The sequence below is a fragment of the Synechococcus sp. R5-15 genome, from assembly GCF_047462035.1.
GTDB lineage: Bacteria > Cyanobacteriota > Cyanobacteriia > Thermostichales > Thermostichaceae > Thermostichus.
Genome location: NZ_JANSIK010000131.1, coordinates 1 through 18,067, shown reverse-complemented (window position 1 = coordinate 18,067; position 18,067 = coordinate 1). Strand labels below are relative to the sequence as shown.

15 protein-coding genes are annotated in these 18,067 nt (G+C 58.2%); 12 read left to right on the top strand and 3 right to left on the bottom strand.

Annotation, left to right across the window (positions count from 1 at the left end; translation table 11 throughout):
- On the top strand, positions 1–181 hold a 181-nt coding region (locus NW839_RS11150; RefSeq protein ID WP_414380656.1), incomplete at its 5' end, for a hypothetical protein.
- Here the strand turns inward: NW839_RS11150 and NW839_RS11145 are convergent.
- Complete coding sequence (locus NW839_RS11145; RefSeq protein ID WP_414350063.1) at positions 178–1,254, bottom strand: VOC family protein; 1,077 nt, start codon at positions 1,252–1,254, stop codon at positions 178–180. The genes NW839_RS11150 and NW839_RS11145 overlap by 4 nt on opposite strands.
- A 413-nt stretch (positions 1,255–1,667) precedes the next feature.
- Between NW839_RS11145 and pflB the strand changes: the two genes are divergently transcribed.
- The 10 genes from pflB (at position 1,668) to cysW (ending at position 15,596) form a co-directional block, all read left to right on the top strand.
- On the top strand, positions 1,668–3,974 hold the full coding sequence (pflB, locus tag NW839_RS11140) for a formate C-acetyltransferase (protein ID WP_414350064.1): 2,307 nt from the start codon (positions 1,668–1,670) through the stop codon (positions 3,972–3,974).
- 87 nt (positions 3,975–4,061) lie between these two features.
- Entirely contained in the window at positions 4,062–4,466 is a 405-nt protein-coding gene (locus tag NW839_RS11135; protein ID WP_414344017.1) for a pentapeptide repeat-containing protein, read from the top strand.
- 225 nt (positions 4,467–4,691) lie between these two features.
- Positions 4,692–5,441, top strand: a complete 750-nt coding sequence (pflA, locus tag NW839_RS11130; protein ID WP_414350065.1) for a pyruvate formate-lyase-activating protein — start codon at positions 4,692–4,694, stop codon at positions 5,439–5,441.
- A 182-nt stretch (positions 5,442–5,623) separates the two neighbouring features.
- Positions 5,624–6,034 carry an OsmC family protein gene (locus NW839_RS11125; protein WP_414343934.1) on the top strand — a complete coding sequence of 137 codons (411 nt, stop codon included), beginning with the start codon at positions 5,624–5,626 and terminating at the stop codon, positions 6,032–6,034.
- Between the two features lie 92 nt (positions 6,035–6,126).
- Positions 6,127–8,757 carry a bifunctional acetaldehyde-CoA/alcohol dehydrogenase gene (adhE, locus tag NW839_RS11120; RefSeq protein WP_414350066.1) on the top strand — a complete coding sequence of 877 codons (2,631 nt, stop codon included), beginning with the start codon at positions 6,127–6,129 and terminating at the stop codon, positions 8,755–8,757.
- 10 nt (positions 8,758–8,767) lie between these two features.
- Positions 8,768–11,554 (top strand): GNAT family N-acetyltransferase, encoded by a 2,787-nt coding sequence (locus NW839_RS11115; RefSeq protein WP_414350067.1) that lies wholly within the window; start codon positions 8,768–8,770, stop codon positions 11,552–11,554.
- A 141-nt stretch (positions 11,555–11,695) separates the two neighbouring features.
- Positions 11,696–12,736, top strand: a complete 1,041-nt coding sequence (locus tag NW839_RS11110; protein ID WP_414343937.1) for a sulfate ABC transporter substrate-binding protein — start codon at positions 11,696–11,698, stop codon at positions 12,734–12,736.
- Between the two features lie 174 nt (positions 12,737–12,910).
- Positions 12,911–13,954 carry a sulfate/molybdate ABC transporter ATP-binding protein gene (locus tag NW839_RS11105; RefSeq protein WP_414343938.1) on the top strand — a complete coding sequence of 348 codons (1,044 nt, stop codon included), beginning with the start codon at positions 12,911–12,913 and terminating at the stop codon, positions 13,952–13,954.
- Positions 13,955–13,960: 6 nt separating this feature from the next.
- Positions 13,961–14,773, top strand: a complete 813-nt coding sequence (gene cysT, locus NW839_RS11100) for a sulfate ABC transporter permease subunit CysT (protein ID WP_414330111.1) — start codon at positions 13,961–13,963, stop codon at positions 14,771–14,773.
- Positions 14,763–15,596 (top strand): sulfate ABC transporter permease subunit CysW, encoded by an 834-nt coding sequence (gene cysW / locus NW839_RS11095; RefSeq protein WP_414350068.1) that lies wholly within the window; start codon positions 14,763–14,765, stop codon positions 15,594–15,596. The genes cysT and cysW overlap by 11 nt, the downstream gene beginning before the upstream one ends.
- Positions 15,597–15,612: 16 nt before the next feature.
- On the opposite strand, the gene msrA is transcribed toward cysW, so the two are convergent.
- Positions 15,613–16,281, bottom strand: a complete 669-nt coding sequence (gene msrA, locus NW839_RS11090) for a peptide-methionine (S)-S-oxide reductase MsrA (protein ID WP_414330118.1) — start codon at positions 16,279–16,281, stop codon at positions 15,613–15,615.
- A gap of 81 nt (positions 16,282–16,362) precedes the next feature.
- Positions 16,363–17,295, bottom strand: a complete 933-nt coding sequence (locus NW839_RS11085; RefSeq protein ID WP_414350069.1) for an ABC transporter permease — start codon at positions 17,293–17,295, stop codon at positions 16,363–16,365.
- 292 nt (positions 17,296–17,587) lie between these two features.
- Here NW839_RS11085 and NW839_RS11080 point away from each other — a divergent pair, with 292 nt between their 5' ends.
- On the top strand, positions 17,588–18,049 hold the full coding sequence (locus NW839_RS11080; protein ID WP_414380654.1) for a sigma-70 family RNA polymerase sigma factor: 462 nt from the start codon (positions 17,588–17,590) through the stop codon (positions 18,047–18,049).
- The last annotated feature ends 18 nt before the right edge of the window (positions 18,050–18,067 follow it).

The following is an 18,067-nucleotide window of genomic DNA, read 5'->3' as shown; positions in this document are numbered from 1 at the left end:
ACTGCGCAAGGAGCCATCCATGCGTAGCGTGGTAGGAATCTCCAGCCTTCAGGCCGGGGAGGATGTCAACGCCTTCCGCATACCCGAATATCGGCTGGAAACTCAGGGGCAATCAATCGTGTTGATTAACTGGAGACATTCCCCTGGTGCTCCCACTGGATCCCTAGAACAAGGGTGTTAGCAGACCAGGGCTTGCTGCCGTTGTCGCTGTTGGCGTTCTAGAGCTTCAAACAGGGCTTGAAAGTTGGCTTCGCCAAAGCCTGTGGCTCCACCCAACCGTTGGATGACCTCGAAAAAAAACGTGGGCCGGCCAAACAGAGGCTGAGTGAAGGTTTGCAACAACAGGGGGGGGTGTCGGGAATCAGAGGCAGGCAAGGTGGTATCCAAAAGGAGCTGCTGCTCCACCAAGTCGTGCCAGGAGATGGTGGGCAACCCACCAGAAGGGAGTACTGCTCCAGAGGCCAGCTCCCTTGCCAGGTTTGTGTAGTACTCCGGTGGCACCTGCAGAAAGTTTACGCCTCCCTGTCGCAGCCGGCGCACACTGGCGAAGACATCTGAGCTGTGCAACGCCGCATGTTGCAGGCCAGGGCCATGATGGGCATCCAAAAACTCCTGGATCTGGGAAGCGGCACAGGTGGGCTCGTTGATGGCCAACTGGATCCCGGCTTCAGGATCTCCCACCACCACACTTTCTAGGCCAGAGGTGTTGGTGCGGATGCTATAGCGATACAGAGACCGCCAACCCAGCACCTGCCCATACCAATCTGCCGCTGCCTGCAGGGATCCCTGCTCCACGTTCAATACCAGGTGATCCCAGTGGGAAAACAGGTTCTCCTCAGCAGGGGCTGAATCGGGGATCCCTGAGCTGGGGATCAAAGAATGCCTGAGTCCATAAGGAGTGCGCAGGCACAGAGCAGGGCAGCCTTCGTCTTCTGCCGGGATCCACTCCACTTGGGCTCCTCGCCTCTGCAAAAGCTCTGCCAAGCCCAACAGCTCTTGCTCCTCCACCGCCAAGGCCACATCCACCACCCCAGGCGAATGTTGCTGCAAATAGCGATCCACCTCATCCCCGGCGTGAGCCGGCTGAGATAGGCGCAAGCGCAGGGATCCCTGACGCAGACAGAGGGTACTGCCGAGCTGTCCTTCCATTCGGAAGCCCCAAACTTGACAAAAGTGTTCCTGCCAACGGGGCAGATCCCAAAGATAGAAGTGCAGGTGATGGATCCCTTGGACGATTCGATTGGACTGGTTCATAGAGCAAGGCACTGCTAAGGTAAAGGCCGAGTATCCTGACGTTCTCACGGCAACAGACGACCTGGGCCGTCCTACCTCAGCATAGGCCCGCCATTTGCCGATGGAAAAGCGTAAAACAACGTTAAGAAGATATTAAAACAGCATTAAAAAATAGGATGAAAATAAGATTAAAAAATCACGCAACCGAAAATATCCTCAGAGCGCAAGGGACTAAAATTAAATCAGGCGAGGTGTATTTAGAACGCCTAAAAAAGAAACAGAAGAGTTGCTAAAAGCCCTTCGTAGGATCCCTATAAGCCTTGCAGAGATCTATTGGTTCTTTAGCTCTCTTTTAGAGCCTGCGTGGGGCAAAGGCCGGGGTGCTGCCTCGCCCTGTCGATAGATTATCAGGCGTAATAGCCGGGAGGATTGTTATGGTTGCCAGTGTGCAGCGTTCTGTAGCATCACCTACAGAATTGAAGGCGGAACCAAGGACGGGATCCAACGCAGACGGTCAAAAAGTTTTGAGCGATTTTGCGCCGGGATCCTGGCAGCGCTCCATCGACGTCAGAGACTTTATTCAGCGCAATTACACCCCCTACACCGGTGATGAAACCTTCTTAGCTGCAGCCACCGAGCGCACCCAGCGGCTGTGGGCCAAGGTCAAGGATTTGATGGCTCTGGAGCGAGAGCGAGGGATCCTAGATGCCGATACCGCTGTTCCCTCTACCATCACCAGCCACGCCCCTGGCTATATCGACCCAGAGCTGGAACAAATTGTGGGGCTGCAGACGGACAAACCCCTGAAGCGGGCCATCATGCCCTTTGGCGGCATCCGCGTGGTGGAGTCTTCCCTCAAAGCCTATGGCTACGAGCTGGATCCCCGCACCAAGGAAATTTTTACCCAGTACCGCAAAACCCACAACGACGGCGTTTTTGATGCTTACACCGAAGAGATGCGCCGCTGCCGCCGCTCCGGGATCATCACCGGCCTGCCCGATGCCTACGGTCGGGGTCGCATCATTGGGGACTACCGGCGGGTGGCCCTCTACGGGGTGGATCGGCTCATCGAAGACAAGCAGGCCCAAAAAGCCAGTCTAGACCTGGACACGATGGACGAAGAGACCATCCGCCTGCGGGAGGAGCTCTCCGAGCAGATTAAGGCCCTACAAGAGCTGAAAGAGATGGGATCCCGCTACGGGTTTGACCTGGGCCGTCCGGCAGCCAACGCCCGCGAAGCCATCCAATGGCTGTACCTGGCCTACCTGGCAGCCGTCAAGGAGCAAAACGGGGCGGCCATGTCCTTGGGGCGGGTGTCCACCTTCCTGGACATCTACATCGAGCGGGATCTGCAGGCCGGGATCCTCACCGAGGAAGAGGCCCAGGAGCTCATTGACCACTTTGTTATGAAGCTGCGCATGGTCAGGTTTTTGCGCACGCCCGAGTACAACGAGCTATTCAGCGGGGATCCCACCTGGGTTACCGAGTGCATCGGCGGCATGGGCCTAGATGGGCGGCCTTTGGTCACCAAAACCAGCTTCCGCATGCTGCATACCCTCTACAACCTTGGCCCAGCGCCCGAGCCCAACTTGACCGTGCTCTGGTCGGAGCGGCTGCCGGAAGCCTTCAAGCGCTACTGCGCCAAGGTCTCCATTGAAACCAGCTCCATCCAGTACGAAAACGACGACTTGATGCGCCCCTACTGGGGGGATGACTACGGCATCGCCTGCTGTGTGTCGGCCATGCGCATCGGCAAGCAGATGCAGTTTTTTGGAGCGCGGGTGAACTTGGCCAAGTGCCTGCTCTATGCCATCAACGGCGGTCGGGATGAGATCTCCGGCGAGCAGGTGGCTCCTGCTTTCGCCCCCATCACCGCCGATGTCCTGGACTACGACGAGGTGTGGCCGCGCATGGCGCAGATGATGGCCTGGCTGGCCAAAACCTACGTCAACACCATGAACATCATCCACTACATGCACGACAAGTACTGCTACGAGCGCCTGGAGATGGCCCTGCACGACCGGGACGTGCTGCGCACCATGGCCTTTGGGTTGGCCGGCCTGTCGGTAACAGCCGACTCCCTATCCGCCATCAAATACGCGCGGGTACGGGCCATCCGGGATGAGCGGGGCCTAGTGGTGGATTACGCGGTGGAGGGCGACTTCCCCAAATACGGCAACAACGACGACCGAGTTGACTCCATTGCGGTGCAACTGGTGCAGACCTTCATGGCCGAGCTGCGCAAGCACAAGACCTACCGCAATGCCATCCCCACCCAGTCCATCCTCACCATCACCTCCAACGTGGTCTACGGCAAGAAAACCGGCAACACCCCCGACGGGCGGCGAGCGGGCGAGCCCTTTGCCCCAGGGGCCAACCCCATGCACGGCCGGGACACCAAGGGGGCGGTGGCGTCGCTGGCTTCGGTGGCCAAGCTGCCCTACGACGACGCTCTGGATGGGATCTCCAACACCTTCTCGATTGTGCCGGCGGCCCTAGGTCGCACAGCGGAGGAGCGGGTTGCCAATCTAGTGGGGCTGCTGGATGGCTACATGCGGGATGGCGGTTTCCACCTCAACGTCAATGTTCTCAACCGCGAGACCCTGCTGCATGCCATGGAGCACCCGGAGCTCTACCCACAGCTCACCATCCGGGTTTCCGGCTATGCGGTGAACTTCATCAAGCTCACCCGCGAGCAGCAACTGGATGTCATTAACCGCACGTTCCATCAACACTGCTAAAAGACCAGCCTGGGGATCCCTGAAGTCCGCCCATACCGGGGTCGATGGAAGGGATCCCCCATCGATAACCGAGGAGGCCCGATGATCATGACTGTTTGTAGCGCTGCGGATCTGGTCAGCCAGTATGCCTCAGGACGGCGCGATTTTCGGGAGATCGATTTGCAGGGGGCTGAGCTGCAGGGGATCCATTTGGCTGGCGCCGATCTCAGCTATGCCGATTTCAGTGGGGCCAACTTGGCGGGGGCCAATTTGCGGGGGTGCGATCTCAGCTATGCCGACTTCAGCGGAGCTAACCTATCGGGAGCCGATTTGCGGGGATGTCTCCTCTTTGGCAGCAATTTCCGAGGGGCGCTCTTAGAAGGAGCCTTGTTGGATCACGCAGATTTCGATGCCTATACCCATTTCCCGAAGGATTTCGATCCCAAGGCCCACCGCCTGCACGGCATCACGGTGGATACCTCCGTGCCTAGCCCACACGACCCATCGGTCTGAGCTGGGTGGGATCCCCAAGCTGCCCTTTCGGCTTTTTATCCCCCTTTCTCCCTTCCAGCCAGGATAGCAGCGGTCTAGCTAAAAGACCCTAGGGATCTAAAAAAATCTAGTCCCAACCTAATCCAAAGAGAAATAGAAACTGTGTTCTATTTAACCTGAGTTAGTAATCTGGAAGAAAACCTCAAGATTGATTGATATTTTGCAAAAGTCATCCAGGATAAAAGTATGGATACCGTTATGAACCCCCTGACACCAATTGCTGGGCGCATTCACTCGGTGGAAACCTGTGGCACCGTCGATGGGCCAGGAATCCGCTTCGTAATTTTTACACAGGGTTGTCCACTTCGCTGTTTGTATTGCCACAACCCTGACTGTCGGGATCCGGAGGCGGGACAGCTTGTTACGGTTGAGTCTTTAATTGCCGAGATCCAACGTTACAAGAATTACTTGCGAGCGGGGGGAGTTACGGTTACCGGGGGAGAGCCTTTGCTGCAACCTGACTTCGTGGCCGAGATCTTCCGTCGCTGTCATGAGTTGGGCTTGCACACGGCTTTGGATACTTCTGGCTATGGGCAACTGGAAGCAGCCAAGCCTGTGTTGGAGCATACAGATTTGGTGTTGCTGGATATCAAGTCTTATCTGCCGGAGCTGTATCGAAAGGTCACCGGTGTTTCGCTAGAACCCACTCTTAATCTGGCCCGCTATTTAGACCAGATCCACAAGCCTACCTGGATTCGTTTTGTGCTGGTTCCCGGCTTGACGGATCCCGAGGAAAACATTAAGGGTCTGGCCGAGTTTGTGGCCACCTTATCCAACGTGGAGCGAGTGGAAGTTTTGCCCTTTCACAAGATGGGGGAATACAAATGGCAGCAATTGGGATTGCCTTACACCCTTGCCGAGGTCGATCCACCCACACCCGAACAGGTGAATCACGCCTTACAAATCTTTCGGGATCAAGGACTGGTGGCTATTTGACAATTCTGCAGTTGCGGCTTGGGTCAGCATAGCCAGGTCACGCTTAGATCCGAAGTGATTCACAGTTAATCTCTGCACCGTCTCCAGATTGGCCCTGAGCTGACTGGAATCCAAGTTGATCCCCAGGCTAACTTTACGGACTCTATGTGAACTGAAGAATACCCCAAGAGGAGGGATCCCCAATGGAAGTTTGCGTCACCTACCGCGATGGTGTTCAGTTCCAAGCGGAAAGCCGAGGGCACCGCATTCTCAGCGACCAGCCTTTGGACAATCACGGTCGAGATCAGGGAATGACGCCGCCGGAATGGTTTCTGGCTTCTCTGGGCGCCTGTGTTGGTTTTTATGCCGTCAAATATCTGGAAGCTCGGCAGTTGGATCCCAGTGGACTAGAGGTGGTGGTCACGGCGGAGAAAGTTGAGCATCCGGCTCGCCTAGACAACATTCACATTCGTGTAAAAACTGGGATCCCGCTGGACGGAAGGCATCAAAAGGGGCTGGAAAAAGCAGTTGATGCCTGCATCATTCACAATACGCTCACCCATCCCCCCACCCTGACCACCGAAATCCAAGTTCCTGCTCCTGTTGGCGCCTAGATTGCCATTCGGGTTATTCGACTATTTCCAACTATCCGATTGTCAATTGTTCCTATCGTCTAAGTCTTGATGAGTTTTGGAGGGATCCACCGATGTCAGTAACCAATCTAGCCGAGCTGGAAACCTTGATCCAGCAGGTGAAGGCTGCCCAAGCTGAATATGCAACTTTCACCCAAGAACAGGTAGACCGGATTTTTCACAAAGCCGCTCTGGCTGCCAACAACGAACGGATCCCGTTGGCCAAGCTGGCGGTACAGGAAACCGGCATGGGTATTGTGGAGGACAAGGTGATCAAAAATCACTTTGCCTCGGAATACATTTACAACAAATACAAACACGAGAAAACCTGCGGGGTTATCGAGCGGGATGAGAGCTTTGGCTACGAGCGCATTGCTGAACCGGTGGGTCTTTTGGCAGGTATTGTGCCGGTAACCAACCCCACGTCAACGACCATTTTCAAGGCTCTGATCACCCTCAAAACCCGCAACGGCATTATCTTTTCCCCTCATCCCCGCGCCAAAAAATGTACTATTGCTGCAGCCAAAGTGGTTAAGGAAGCCGCCGAGGCAGCGGGCGCTCCTGTGGGGTTGATCGGCTGGATCGATGAGCCCACCATCGAGCTGTCCCAGGCTTTGATGCAGCATCCTGAGGTGAAGCTGATCTTGGCTACCGGCGGGCCTGGCATGGTCAAAGCGGCCTATTCTTCGGGCCACCCGTCTTTGGGGGTGGGAGCGGGCAATACCCCGGCAGTGATCGATGCCAGTGCCGATATTCCCATGGCTGTCAGCTCGATTTTGTTGAGCAAGACCTTCGACAACGGCATGATCTGTGCCTCAGAACAGGCAGTGGTGGTGGTGGATGCCATCTACGAGCAGGTCAAGGCCGAGTTCGGCCATCGGGGGGCCTACATTTTGGATCCGGAACAAATCGAAGCCGTGCGCCGCATCCTTCTCAAAGACGGTCGCCTAAATCCGGCCATTGTGGGCCAGTCGGTGCAGACCATCGCTGCCCTGGCCGGGATCCAGGTACCCGAAGGCACCAAACTGCTGATTGGGGAAGTGGAGAAGGTGGGGCCGGAGGAGCCCTTCTCCTACGAAAAATTGGCCCCTGTTCTGGCCCTCTACCGCGCCAACGATTTCCACAGCGCCGTAGATGTTGCTGTCCAACTGGTCAATTTCGGGGGCAGGGGGCATACCTCTGTTTTGTATACAGATCCCGCCAATCGAGACGATATTGCCTACTTTGAGAATGCCCTGCAAACCGGTCGAGTCTTGATCAACACTCCCTCTTCACAAGGGGCCATTGGGGATCTCTACAACTTCAAGCTAGATCCCTCTCTGACTTTGGGCTGTGGCACTTGGGGAGGCAATTCGATCTCCGAGAATGTGGGGCCGCGCCACCTGCTCAACATTAAAACGGTAACCCAACGTCGGGAAAACATGCTCTGGTTTCGGATCCCGCCCAAGATTTACTTCAAGCCCGGATGTCTGCCTATTGCTCTGCGGGAATTGGCCGGCAAAAAACGCGCCTTTTTGGTGACCGATAAGCCGCTCTTTGAGTTGGGCATATTGCATCCCATCACCCAGGTTTTGGATGAGATTCGCGTGAGCTGGGATGTGTACCACGATGTAGAGCCGGATCCCACCCTCAGCAACGTCAATCGCGGTCTGGAGCAGTTGCGCCAGTTTCAACCGGATGTGATTATTGCGGTCGGTGGGGGATCCCCGATGGATGCGGCCAAGGTGATGTGGCTGATGTACGAGCAGCCCCAGGTGGAGTTTGATGGCTTGGCGATGCGCTTTATGGACATCCGCAAGCGGGTTTACGAGCTGCCGCCACTGGGGCAAAAAGCTCAGCTCATCTGCATCCCCACCACTTCCGGCACGGGATCCGAGGTGACGCCCTTTGCCGTAGTGACCGATGACCGGGTGGGGATCAAATACCCCCTGGCGGACTACGCCCTCACCCCCACCATGGCCATTGTGGATCCGGATCTCACCTTAAAGATGCCCAAGAAGCTAACGGCTTACGGCGGCATCGATGCCCTCACCCATGCTCTGGAAGCCTATGTGTCGGTGATGGCCAGCGACTTTACCGATGGGCTGGCCCTGCAGGCCATCAAGCTCCTGATGACCTACCTGCCGCGGGCCTACGAGAAGGGCGCCGAGGATCCCGAAGCGCGGGAAAAAGTTCACTACGCCGCCACCATTGCCGGCATGGCCTTTGCCAACGCCTTTTTGGGGGTGTGCCACTCCCTGGCCCACAAGCTGGGATCCACCTTCCATCTGCCCCACGGCCTGGCCAATGCCCTGATGATTACCCACGTCATCCGCTACAACGCCACCGACGCCCCCTTTAAGCAGGCCATTTTTCCCCAATACCGCTATCCCAACGCCAAACACCGCTACGCGGAAATTGCCGATTACCTACAGTTGGGCGGGGCGGATGACGATGAAAAGGTCATGCGCCTCATCGAGGCCATCGAAGAGCTCAAGCGGAAACTGGAGATCCCGGCCACCATTCGCGAGGCCCTGGGGGAGAAAGAGCGGGAGTTTTACGACCGCCTGGAGGCGATGGCGGAGCAAGCCTTTGACGACCAATGCACCGGCGCCAACCCCCGCTATCCCCTCATTCAAGACATGAAGGAGCTGTACGTTTTGGCCTATCGGGGCTGCCGGGTGGATTCTGCCCTCTACCACCAGCCGGAACCAGTGTTGGCCTAAGGAGTAGGGTATGTGGCAACGACTGGATCCCAGTGTGGATATCTGGAGGGCCCGATCCCATCCCCTGAATCCCATTTTTCTGCCCCGTTCGGTGGCGGTGGTGGGGGCCACGGAGCGGGAGGGCAGCGTGGGGCGGACGGTGTTGTGGAACCTCATTAGCCACCCCTTTGGCGGCACGGTTTACCCGGTCAATCCCAAGCGGCACCAGGTGTTGGGGATCCGGGCCTACGAGCGGCTGTCCGCTCTGCCGGAGCCGGTGGATCTGGCCATTATCGCCATTCCGGCAGCGGGGGTGCCCAAGGTGGTGCAGGAGTGCGTAGAAGCTGGGGTCAAGGGCGCCATTGTTCTTTCAGCAGGCTTCAAGGAAACGGGCCCTGCTGGCTGGGAGCTGGAGAAGCAAATTCAGCAGACTATCCAATCGCGTCAGCGGGACGGAGTCCTTGGGAAGCTGCGCTTGATTGGACCCAACTGCCTAGGGATCCAAAACCCCCACACGGGCTTAAACGCCACCTTTGCTGCCCAGATGGCCCGGCCCGGCAATGTGGGCTTCATCAGCCAAAGTGGGGCCCTGTGCACCTCGATCCTGGACTGGAGCCTGCAGGAAAATGTGGGCTTCAGCGCCTTTATCTCTCTGGGATCGATGCTGGATGTGGGCTGGGGAGACTTAATCGACTACTTGGGCGAGGATCCCCACACCCATAGCATCGTCCTATACATGGAATCCATCGGGGATGCTCGCTCTTTTTTGTCGGCGGCCCGCGAAGTGGCCCTGAGCAAGCCCATTATTGCCATCAAGGCCGGACGCACCCAGGCGGCAGCCCAAGCAGCCGCTTCCCACACGGGCTCCCTCACCGGCAGCGACGCAGTGTTGGATGCGGCCTTCCGCCGTTGCGGCGTGCTGCGGGTGGATCACATTGAAGATCTCTTCGACCTGGCGGAGGTGCTGGCCAAACAGCCCCGTCCTCAGGGCCCTCACCTGACCATCCTCACCAATGCTGGCGGGCCAGGGGTGCTGGCCACCGATGCCCTCATCCGCGCCGGGGGATCCCTGGCCGAGCTTTCTCCCCAAACCCTGGAGCAGCTTGAGCGGATCTTGCCCCCCCACTGGAGCCACGGCAATCCCATTGACATTTTGGGGGATGCCGATCCGGAGCGCTTTGCCCAAGTTTTGGAAGTGGTGTTGCAAGATCCCGGCAGCCAGGGTTGCCTGGTCATCCTCACCCCCCAAGCCATGACGGATCCCACGGCCACTGCCGAGAAAGTGGTGGAGACCTGGCGGCGCAGTGGATCCCGGCAGCCTATCCTGGCCAGTTGGATGGGGGGAGCTGGCGTGGATGCGGGCGAGCAGATCCTCAACCAGGCCGGGATCCCTACCTATCGCTACCCGGATCAAGCGGCGCGGGTGTTTAGCCATCTGTGGCGCTTTAGTGACAACCTCAAGGCCCTCTACGAAACCCCCACCCTGGCTCCCACCAGGCCAGTGGAGCAGGAAAAAGTGCAGCAAACCCTTGCCCAGGCGAGGCGGGAAGGCCGCACGCTTCTCACGGAGGTCGAATCTAAGGAAATCCTGGCCGCCTACGGGATCCCGGTGGTGCCGACGCGGGTGGCCGAGAGCCCCGAAGCAGCAGTGGAAGCTGCCGAGGCCATGGGTTACCCGGTGGTGGTGAAGCTCTACTCCCACACCCTCACCCACAAAACCGATGTGGGCGGCGTGCAGCTCAACCTGCCCGATGCTGAGGCGGTGCGCCGGGCCTTCGGGCAAATCCTCCGCAACGTCAGCGAGAAAGCGGGGCCGGAGCACTTCCAGGGGGTCACGGTGCAGCCGATGGTGGACACGGATGGCTATGAGCTGATCCTGGGGAGCAGCCAGGATCCCCAGTTTGGGCCGGTGTTGCTGTTTGGCAGTGGCGGACAACTGGTGGAGGTGTTTCAGGATCGCTCCATTGGCCTTCCCCCCCTCAACACCACCTTGGCGCGGCGCCTGATGGAAAACACCCTCATCTACAAGGCCCTCAGGGGGGTACGCGGACGCCCAGCTGTCGATCTGGAGGCCCTGGAACAGCTCTTGGTGCGCTTTAGCCAACTGGTGGCCGAGCAGCGGGAGATTAAAGAGATCGACATCAATCCGCTGCTGGCTTCCAGCGAGGGCCTGCTGGCTTTGGATGCCCGCGTCATTTTGCGAACCGAGCAGGATCCCCAGGTGCCCTTGGCCATCCGCCCCTATCCCACCCAGTACATCTGGAGCTTCCGAGACGGCATCACCATTCGCCCCATTCGCCCTGAAGACGAGCCTTTGGTGATCGATTTTCACCGCCACGTCTCCGATTACAGCGTCTATCTGCGCTACTTCCACCCGATCAAATACAGCGCCCGCATCGCCCACGAGCGCCTTACCCGCATTTGCTTTAACGATTACGACCGCGAGATTGCCTTAGTAGCAGAAAAACAGGAGCCAGAGGCCAATCGCGTCAGCGGGACGAAGTCCCTAATCCTCGGCATCAGCCGCCTCTCCAGAAAACATGGCTTTCCCCAAGAAGCAGAGTTTGCCATGCTGGTGGCGGATCCCTACCAACGGCAAGGGATTGGCACAGAGCTGTTGACCCGCCTCATTCAGGTGGCCCGCTGCGAAGGGATCCAGCACCTCACCGGCGAGGTTCTTTGCGAAAACGAGGCCATGCGCCGCCTGTGTCAGCGGCTGGGGTTTCAGTTGCGCCCTTCTCCAGAGGATCCTGGCATTCTCAAGGCCACGCTGGATCTCGCTGTCGATGCGGCGATCCCCACCCCCTGTCCTGCCTAGGGATCCTTAAATAAAAACGGTTTGCCGACCGGCTTACCGTAGAATAGGAACAAGGGCCTGCTCCTTCCGCCTACAGCAAGCGGAGCCCCTCTGTCGGAGAGAGGCTGGGGGCGAGGGCGGCCCGAGGTTTTGAGGACGGCTATGGAGGTTACAAAGACAGGCAGGATCCAGAGGCTGCTGGCGAGCGGGGGACGGTGGCTGGGGATGGGATCCCTGCTGCTCTGCCTTCTGCTTGGCCTTGGCGGCTGTGGCCGAGGGGGGGGATTGCAGGGGGAAGTCAGGATCCTCCTCGCTTCTTTTGCGGTGACGCGGGATGCCTACCGGCAGATCATCCCTGCTTTTGAGGCCGATTGGCTGGCTAAAACGGGGCAACGGGTGCGCGTAGAAAGCAGCTACGGTGGCTCAGCAACGCAATCGCGGGCGGTCATCGACGGGCTGGATGCCGATGTGGTGGCCTTGGCCCTGGCTTTGGATGTGGAGCGCCTCGTGGCTGCGGGTCTCATCCAGCCGGGATGGGAAGCCCGTACCCCCAACCAAGGGATCGTCACCCGCTCGGTGGCAGTAATTGTAACGCGGGAGGGCAACCCCCAGGGGATCCGCTCTTGGCCGGATCTGGCTCGGCCCGGCTTGCAGGTGGTTACCGCCAACCCCAAGACCTCAGGGGGCGCCCGCTGGAACTTTTTAGCCCTCTGGAGCGCTGTCCCTGAACCTCAGGCCCTGGCCTTCACCACCCAGGTCTACAAAAATGTCCGCATTTTGCCGCGGGACTCGCGGGAGGCCACCGATGTTTTTTTCCAAAAAGGGCAAGGGGATGCCCTGATTACCTACGAACATGAGGTGATCCTGGCGGGCTTGCGCGGCCAATCCCTGTCCTATGTGGTGCCCGACCCCAACATTTCCATCGACAACCCCGTAGCCGTGGTGGATGCCAATGTGGATCGCAAAGGTACCCGTGCCGTGGCCGAAGCCTTTGTGGACTACCTATTCACCCCAGAAGCGCAGCGGGCCTTTGCCGAGGTGGGCTTTCGCCCGGTGGAGCCGACGGTGGCCCAAGAGTTTGCCTGGCGGTACCCTCCTGTTGAGAAGCGGGTTACCGTCGCCGACCTGGGAGGCTGGGAGGTTGTCCAAAGCCGCTTTTTTGCCGATGGGGCCTTGTTTGACCGCATCCAAGCTCAGTTGTAGGGAGTCTCCCTTGTTTTGGATCCCCATTCAAGTTATCTTGGGAGCTATATCAACGGTTTGTTGACAGGTTTACCGTAGATTAGCCGCGGGTTTAACTTCCCTCACCCTCTCCAGAAGACTCAGCCGGCAACCATCCAGCAACTTCTCAGGCAAACCACTAGCTAGGCAGAACCTATGGGTATCACCATCGAAGGGGTATCGAAGCGTTTTGGGCAGTTTCAGGCCCTTCACCCCACCGATCTCACCATTCCCACGGGATCCCTGGTTGCCCTCTTGGGGCCATCGGGTTCTGGCAAATCCACCCTGCTGCGCCTGATTGCCGGCCTAGAAAAGCCGGATACGGGGCGGATTTCCCTCACCGGGCGGGATGCTACCCATGCCAGCGTCCAGGAGCGCAACATTGGTTTTGTTTTTCAGCACTACGCCCTGTTCAAGCACATGACGGTGCGGCAGAACATCGCCTTTGGCTTGGAGATCCGCAAGGCTTCACGGGCCGAGATTCGGGCACGGGTGGATGAGCTGCTGGAGCTGGTGCAGCTATCGGGGTTCGGGGATCGCTACCCCTCTCAACTCTCTGGGGGGCAGCGGCAGCGGGTGGCCCTGGCCCGCGCTTTGGCGGTGGAGCCGCAGGTGTTGCTGTTGGATGAGCCCTTTGGGGCCCTGGATGCCAAAGTCCGCAAAGAGCTGCGCAAGTGGTTGCGGCGCCTGCACGATGAGGTGCATGTGACAACGGTATTTGTAACCCATGATCAAGAGGAAGCCATGGAGGTGGCGGATCAGATCGTGGTGATGAACCAGGGGCGGATCGAACAGGTGGGATCCCCGGCAGAAATCTATGACCATCCAGCTACACCCTTTGTGATGAGCTTTGTCGGCCCGGTCAACGAGCTTTCTCCCCGCTCCCAACTCTTTTGCCAGCTTCCCGAGGTGCAGGCCGGCCCGCATCAGCTTTTTTTGCGCCCCCACGATGTGCAGATTGAGGTCAACCCCGGCAGCAGTGGTGTTTCTGCCCGCGTTAAGGAGATCATCCACCTGGGTCGGGAGATTCAGGCGGAGCTGATTCTTAGCGATGGCGGATCCCTGTGGGCCCATCTCAGCCGCGAGCAATATGCCAACCAACCCCTGCAGGTGGGGCAGCAGGTCTATGTGCGCCCCAAGGTGGTGAAAGCCTTTCCCGTCAAAAAAACCGAGATGACCGCAATGCCGGTGGGAGCTTGAGAAACGTTGCTGCAAGCTTTGTCTCAACTGTCTTGGCCGTGGCGGCTGACCCTGGGCTATCTCTTCTTGATGTTGGTTCTGCCGCTGGCTGCCTTGATTGCCAAGTCCAGCAGCGTGGGCTGGGCGGAGTTTTGGCGGATCGCGACGGATCCCGTGGCCCTCTCCGCCTATGAAGTTACTTTTGTAACCGCGTTGCTGGCGGCTCTGATCAACGGCGTGATGGGCACCCTGACTGCCTGGGTGCTGGTGCGCTACGCCTTCCCCGGCAAAAAGCTTCTCGAGGGGTTGATCGATCTGCCGTTTGCTTTGCCCACCGCCGTGGCCGGCCTCACCCTGGCAACGGTTTACAGCAGCAACGGCTGGATTGGATCCCTTTTGGCCCCCTTGGGGATCCGCATCTCCTTTACCCGCTTGGGGGTGGGGGTGGCGATGCTGTTTATTTCTTTTCCCTTTGTGGTGCGGACGGTGCAGCCGGTGTTGCAGGAGCTGGAGAAAGATGTGGAAGAGGCAGCCTGGAGTTTGGGGGCTTCCCGCTTTCAGACCTTCCGGCGCGTGGTGCTGCCCCAGATTCTGCCGGCAGTGCTCACCGGGGTGGCCCTGGGGTTTTCCCGCGCCGTGGGGGAATACGGCTCTGTGGTGATCATCGCTTCCAGCATTCCCTTTCGGGACTTGATTGCGGCGGTGCTGGTGATTCAGCGGCTGGAACAACACGACTATGCTGGGGCAACCGTGATCGGAACGGTGATGTTGGGGATCTCTTTCCTGTCGCTGGTGGTAATTAACCTTCTGCAAGCCTGGGGAAGTCGCCATGAAACCTGACGAGGTAGCAGGTGTCAAACCGAAGCCCTCAACATGGCTGTCGGGCCTGTTGATCGGGATCGTCGGGCTTTACATCGCGCTGCTGCTCGGGATCCCGGTGGTGAACATCTTCTATCAGGCGTTTCGAGAAGGGATCCCAGCCTTTCTCCATCGCCTGACAGAGCGGGAGTTGCTCAGTGCCCTGCGATTGACGGTGCTAACCGCCCTGGTCGTTGTGCCCCTCAATACCTTTTTCGGCCTCTGTGCTGCCTTGGCCATTGCCCATCGGCGTTTTCCGGGGCGGGCGCTGCTGCTGAGCCTGATCGACTTGCCCTTTTCCATTTCCCCGGTGGTGGCCGGCCTAATGCTGGTGCTCATCTTCGGGCGTCAGGGTTGGCTGGGATCCTGGAACTTGCGGGTTATCTTTGCCTTTCCGGGCATTGTGTTGGCAACGGCTTTCATCACCCTTCCTTTTGTGGCGCGGGAAGTGTTGCCGGTGTTGGAGGAGGCAGGCACCGACCAGGAAGAAGCCGCCAAAACGCTGGGGGCGACCCCCTGGCAGATCTTCTGGAGAATCACCCTGCCCAACATCCGCTGGGGCCTTCTGTACGGCGTCATCTTGACCAATGCCCGCGCCATGGGGGAGTTCGGCGCTGTGGCTGTGGTTTCCGGCAACATCATTGGCCGCACCCAGACCTTGCCCCTGTTCGTGGAAGACGCCTACCGCAGTTATGCCACCGGCTCAGCCTATGCGGCGGCGGTGGTGCTCTCCTTGCTGGCGGTGGTAACCCTAGTGGCTAGGGAGTTCCTTGAGCGGGGATCCCATTCCCGCCGGATCTTTTGATCCGTCAGGGTGTGGATCAGACGGGCTCGGTGAGGATCTCCGGCAGACAAACCTTAGTGCCCCCCAGGCCGCAGTAGCCGCGCGGATTCTTGGCCAGATATTGCTGGTGGTAGTCTTCGGCGTAGTAAAACTCAGGCGCGTCTAAGATCTCGGTGGTGATCTGGCCGTAGCCGTGGGCGGTCAGGGCCTGCTGATAGAGATCGCGGGTTTTTTCCGCCAGCTCCCGCTGCGCCGGAGAATACACATAGATGCCGGAGCGGTATTGGGTGCCCACATCATTGCCTTGGCGCATCCCCTGGGTAGGGTCGTGATTTTCCCAAAACACCTTCAGCAGTTGGGCATAGCTGACCTGAGCTGGGTCGTAAACCACCCGCACCACCTCGTTGTGGCCAGTCAGGCCAGTACAGACCTCTTCGTAGGTGGGGTTGGGGGTAAACCCGCCAGCGTAGCCCACCGCTGTGCTGAACACCCCTGGCACCTGCCAAAACTTGCGCTCTGCCCCCCAGAAGCAGCCCATGCCGAACATGGCCAGCTCCATGCCCTCGGGAAAAGGCGGCTGCAGCGGATGGCCATTGACAAAATGCCGATTCACGATCACCATCGGCTCGGCCCGGCCCGGCAAGGCTTCTTCCGGTTTGGGCAGGGACAGTTTCTTGCCAAGTTTGCCAAAGCCAAAGAGCACCATAGGGACAGCCCGATACATTCGTTAACAGTTACCAGTCTAGCTCAGTTGGCTCCTCATGTGTTGGAAAAATCCTTGATCGGGTCAGCTCACCGATTCAAAAGCCCCCAGCCGCTTGGCCACTAGCAGATAGACGGTCATGATCCCCATCGGCACAACCGTGAAGGCTGCCGCCAAGGGAATGTTGCCAGAGGTGCCCTGAAAGGCGAGAACTGCCTGCCCGATGAAATAGCTGGAATTGCCCAGAGAATAAGGCACCACAAAATCTCCTAGCGTTAAGGAAAAGGTGAAGACCGACCCGGCCAGGATCCCTGGCAACGCGAGGGGGAGAATAACATGGCGGAATGTTTGCCAACCCTGAGCCCCCAAATCTGCAGAAGCCTCAATTAAGCTATCAGGCACTCGCTCCAAAGCCGCCTGGATCGGCAGAATCATATAGGGCAGCCAAACATAGAGAAACACCAAGAAAATACCCAAGTTGGATACAGCCAGCGATGGCCCACCGATCCCGGGCAACTGCAAAATCTTTTCCACCCAGCCCTGTAGGCCCACATGGTTGAGTAGATAGGTAAGGATCCCTTCTTTGGCCAGGATCAACTTCCAGGCATAAACCCGAATCAAATAACTAGACCAAAGCGGTAGGAGCACCAACAAGTACAAAAAGTCCTTCCAGCGAGGAGAGGCCAGTCTGACCATGGTATAAGCCAGAGGAAAAGCCAACACAATTGCAGCTAGGGTCACTGCCAAAGCCATAGTCAAGCTGCGGACAAAGATATCCACGCTGGCAGGAGTGAGCAGCTCCCGATAGGTGGCCAAAGTCAACTTTCTCAGGATCAGGCCGGTAAAGGGATCCAGATGATAAAAACTTTGCAGCAGCAGCGCCAGCAGCGGCCCCAAGTAAAAGACCAGTAACCAAATGAGAGGTGGCCCCAACAGAATGGCAAGGATGAGCGTCGGGTGATGATAGAGGAATCCAAACAGATCGGGTTTATCGGTTATCTGAGTTGTTTTGGCCATGGCCAGGCAGGCATGAAGATCAGCTTTTCATTCCCTCTTTTTGGTGTTATTGGAATTGTAGGTCGACGAGCCAATAGAATTCAACAGAATTGGGATTGAGAAAGTGCGAACAGGCAAGAGGGATTGGCTTGTCTACACCTGCCGGCGGGTATCCTTTGAGGGAAAACGGCAATCAGAAGATGCCGGTATCTTGGCGGGAAGTGGAGGGCCATCGTAGACAGGGATCCTTTGAACCTTTTGGGGGCATTGGGAGTCAGACAAAGCAAGGTTGAGAACAAGGGAGCGTCGTCTTGTGCGGGCGGCAAAGGATACATCCGATTGGGAGCTGATCCAGCGCTGCCTCAACGGCGACAGCCAGAGCTTTCGCCAACTCTACCGCAAATACCAGCAGTCGGTACGGAATATCCTCTATCCCTTGTGTGGAGCCGATCTTTTGGATGACCTGGTACAGGAAGTGTTTATTCGTGCCTGGAAAGGGTTGCCTCGGTTTCGCGGCTCGGCCCAGTTTTCCACTTGGCTGTATCGCATCTGCTGGAATGTGGCCTCAGATCAGCGACGGCGCTGCGCCCGGCAACACTCCCAAACCCAAAACCTGGCCCTCGGATCGGATATCGCTCACCCTGGCCCCGACCTGATGCACTTGCACTACCAACAGGCTCTACAGCAAAGCATGGCTCAGCTCAGCCCCGAACACAGAATGGTTGTAAACTACCCGACCCTGACTGCTTCGCAGTACAGGGCGGGCTTTCGGTAGCCCTGCAGTTGGCAAGCC

What these genes read in the sequence shown, in the direction of transcription:
- adhE (WP_414350066.1), top strand. Translation starts at nt 6,127, where the DNA reads ATGTCAGTAACCAATCTAGCCGAGCTGGAAACCTTGATCCAGCAGGTG.
- pflA (WP_414350065.1), top strand. Translation starts at nt 4,692, where the DNA reads ATGGATACCGTTATGAACCCCCTGACACCAATTGCTGGGCGCATTCAC.
- cysW (WP_414350068.1), top strand. Translation starts at nt 14,763, where the DNA reads ATGAAACCTGACGAGGTAGCAGGTGTCAAACCGAAGCCCTCAACATGG.
- NW839_RS11115 (WP_414350067.1), top strand. Translation starts at nt 8,768, where the DNA reads ATGTGGCAACGACTGGATCCCAGTGTGGATATCTGGAGGGCCCGATCC.
- pflB (WP_414350064.1), top strand. Translation starts at nt 1,668, where the DNA reads ATGGTTGCCAGTGTGCAGCGTTCTGTAGCATCACCTACAGAATTGAAG.
- NW839_RS11085 (WP_414350069.1), bottom strand. Translation starts at nt 17,295, where the DNA reads ATGGCCAAAACAACTCAGATAACCGATAAACCCGATCTGTTTGGATTC.
- NW839_RS11145 (WP_414350063.1), bottom strand. Translation starts at nt 1,254, where the DNA reads ATGAACCAGTCCAATCGAATCGTCCAAGGGATCCATCACCTGCACTTC.
- msrA (WP_414330118.1), bottom strand. Translation starts at nt 16,281, where the DNA reads ATGGTGCTCTTTGGCTTTGGCAAACTTGGCAAGAAACTGTCCCTGCCC.
- NW839_RS11105 (WP_414343938.1), top strand. Translation starts at nt 12,911, where the DNA reads ATGGGTATCACCATCGAAGGGGTATCGAAGCGTTTTGGGCAGTTTCAG.
- NW839_RS11135 (WP_414344017.1), top strand. Translation starts at nt 4,062, where the DNA reads ATGACTGTTTGTAGCGCTGCGGATCTGGTCAGCCAGTATGCCTCAGGA.
- NW839_RS11110 (WP_414343937.1), top strand. Translation starts at nt 11,696, where the DNA reads ATGGAGGTTACAAAGACAGGCAGGATCCAGAGGCTGCTGGCGAGCGGG.
- NW839_RS11125 (WP_414343934.1), top strand. Translation starts at nt 5,624, where the DNA reads ATGGAAGTTTGCGTCACCTACCGCGATGGTGTTCAGTTCCAAGCGGAA.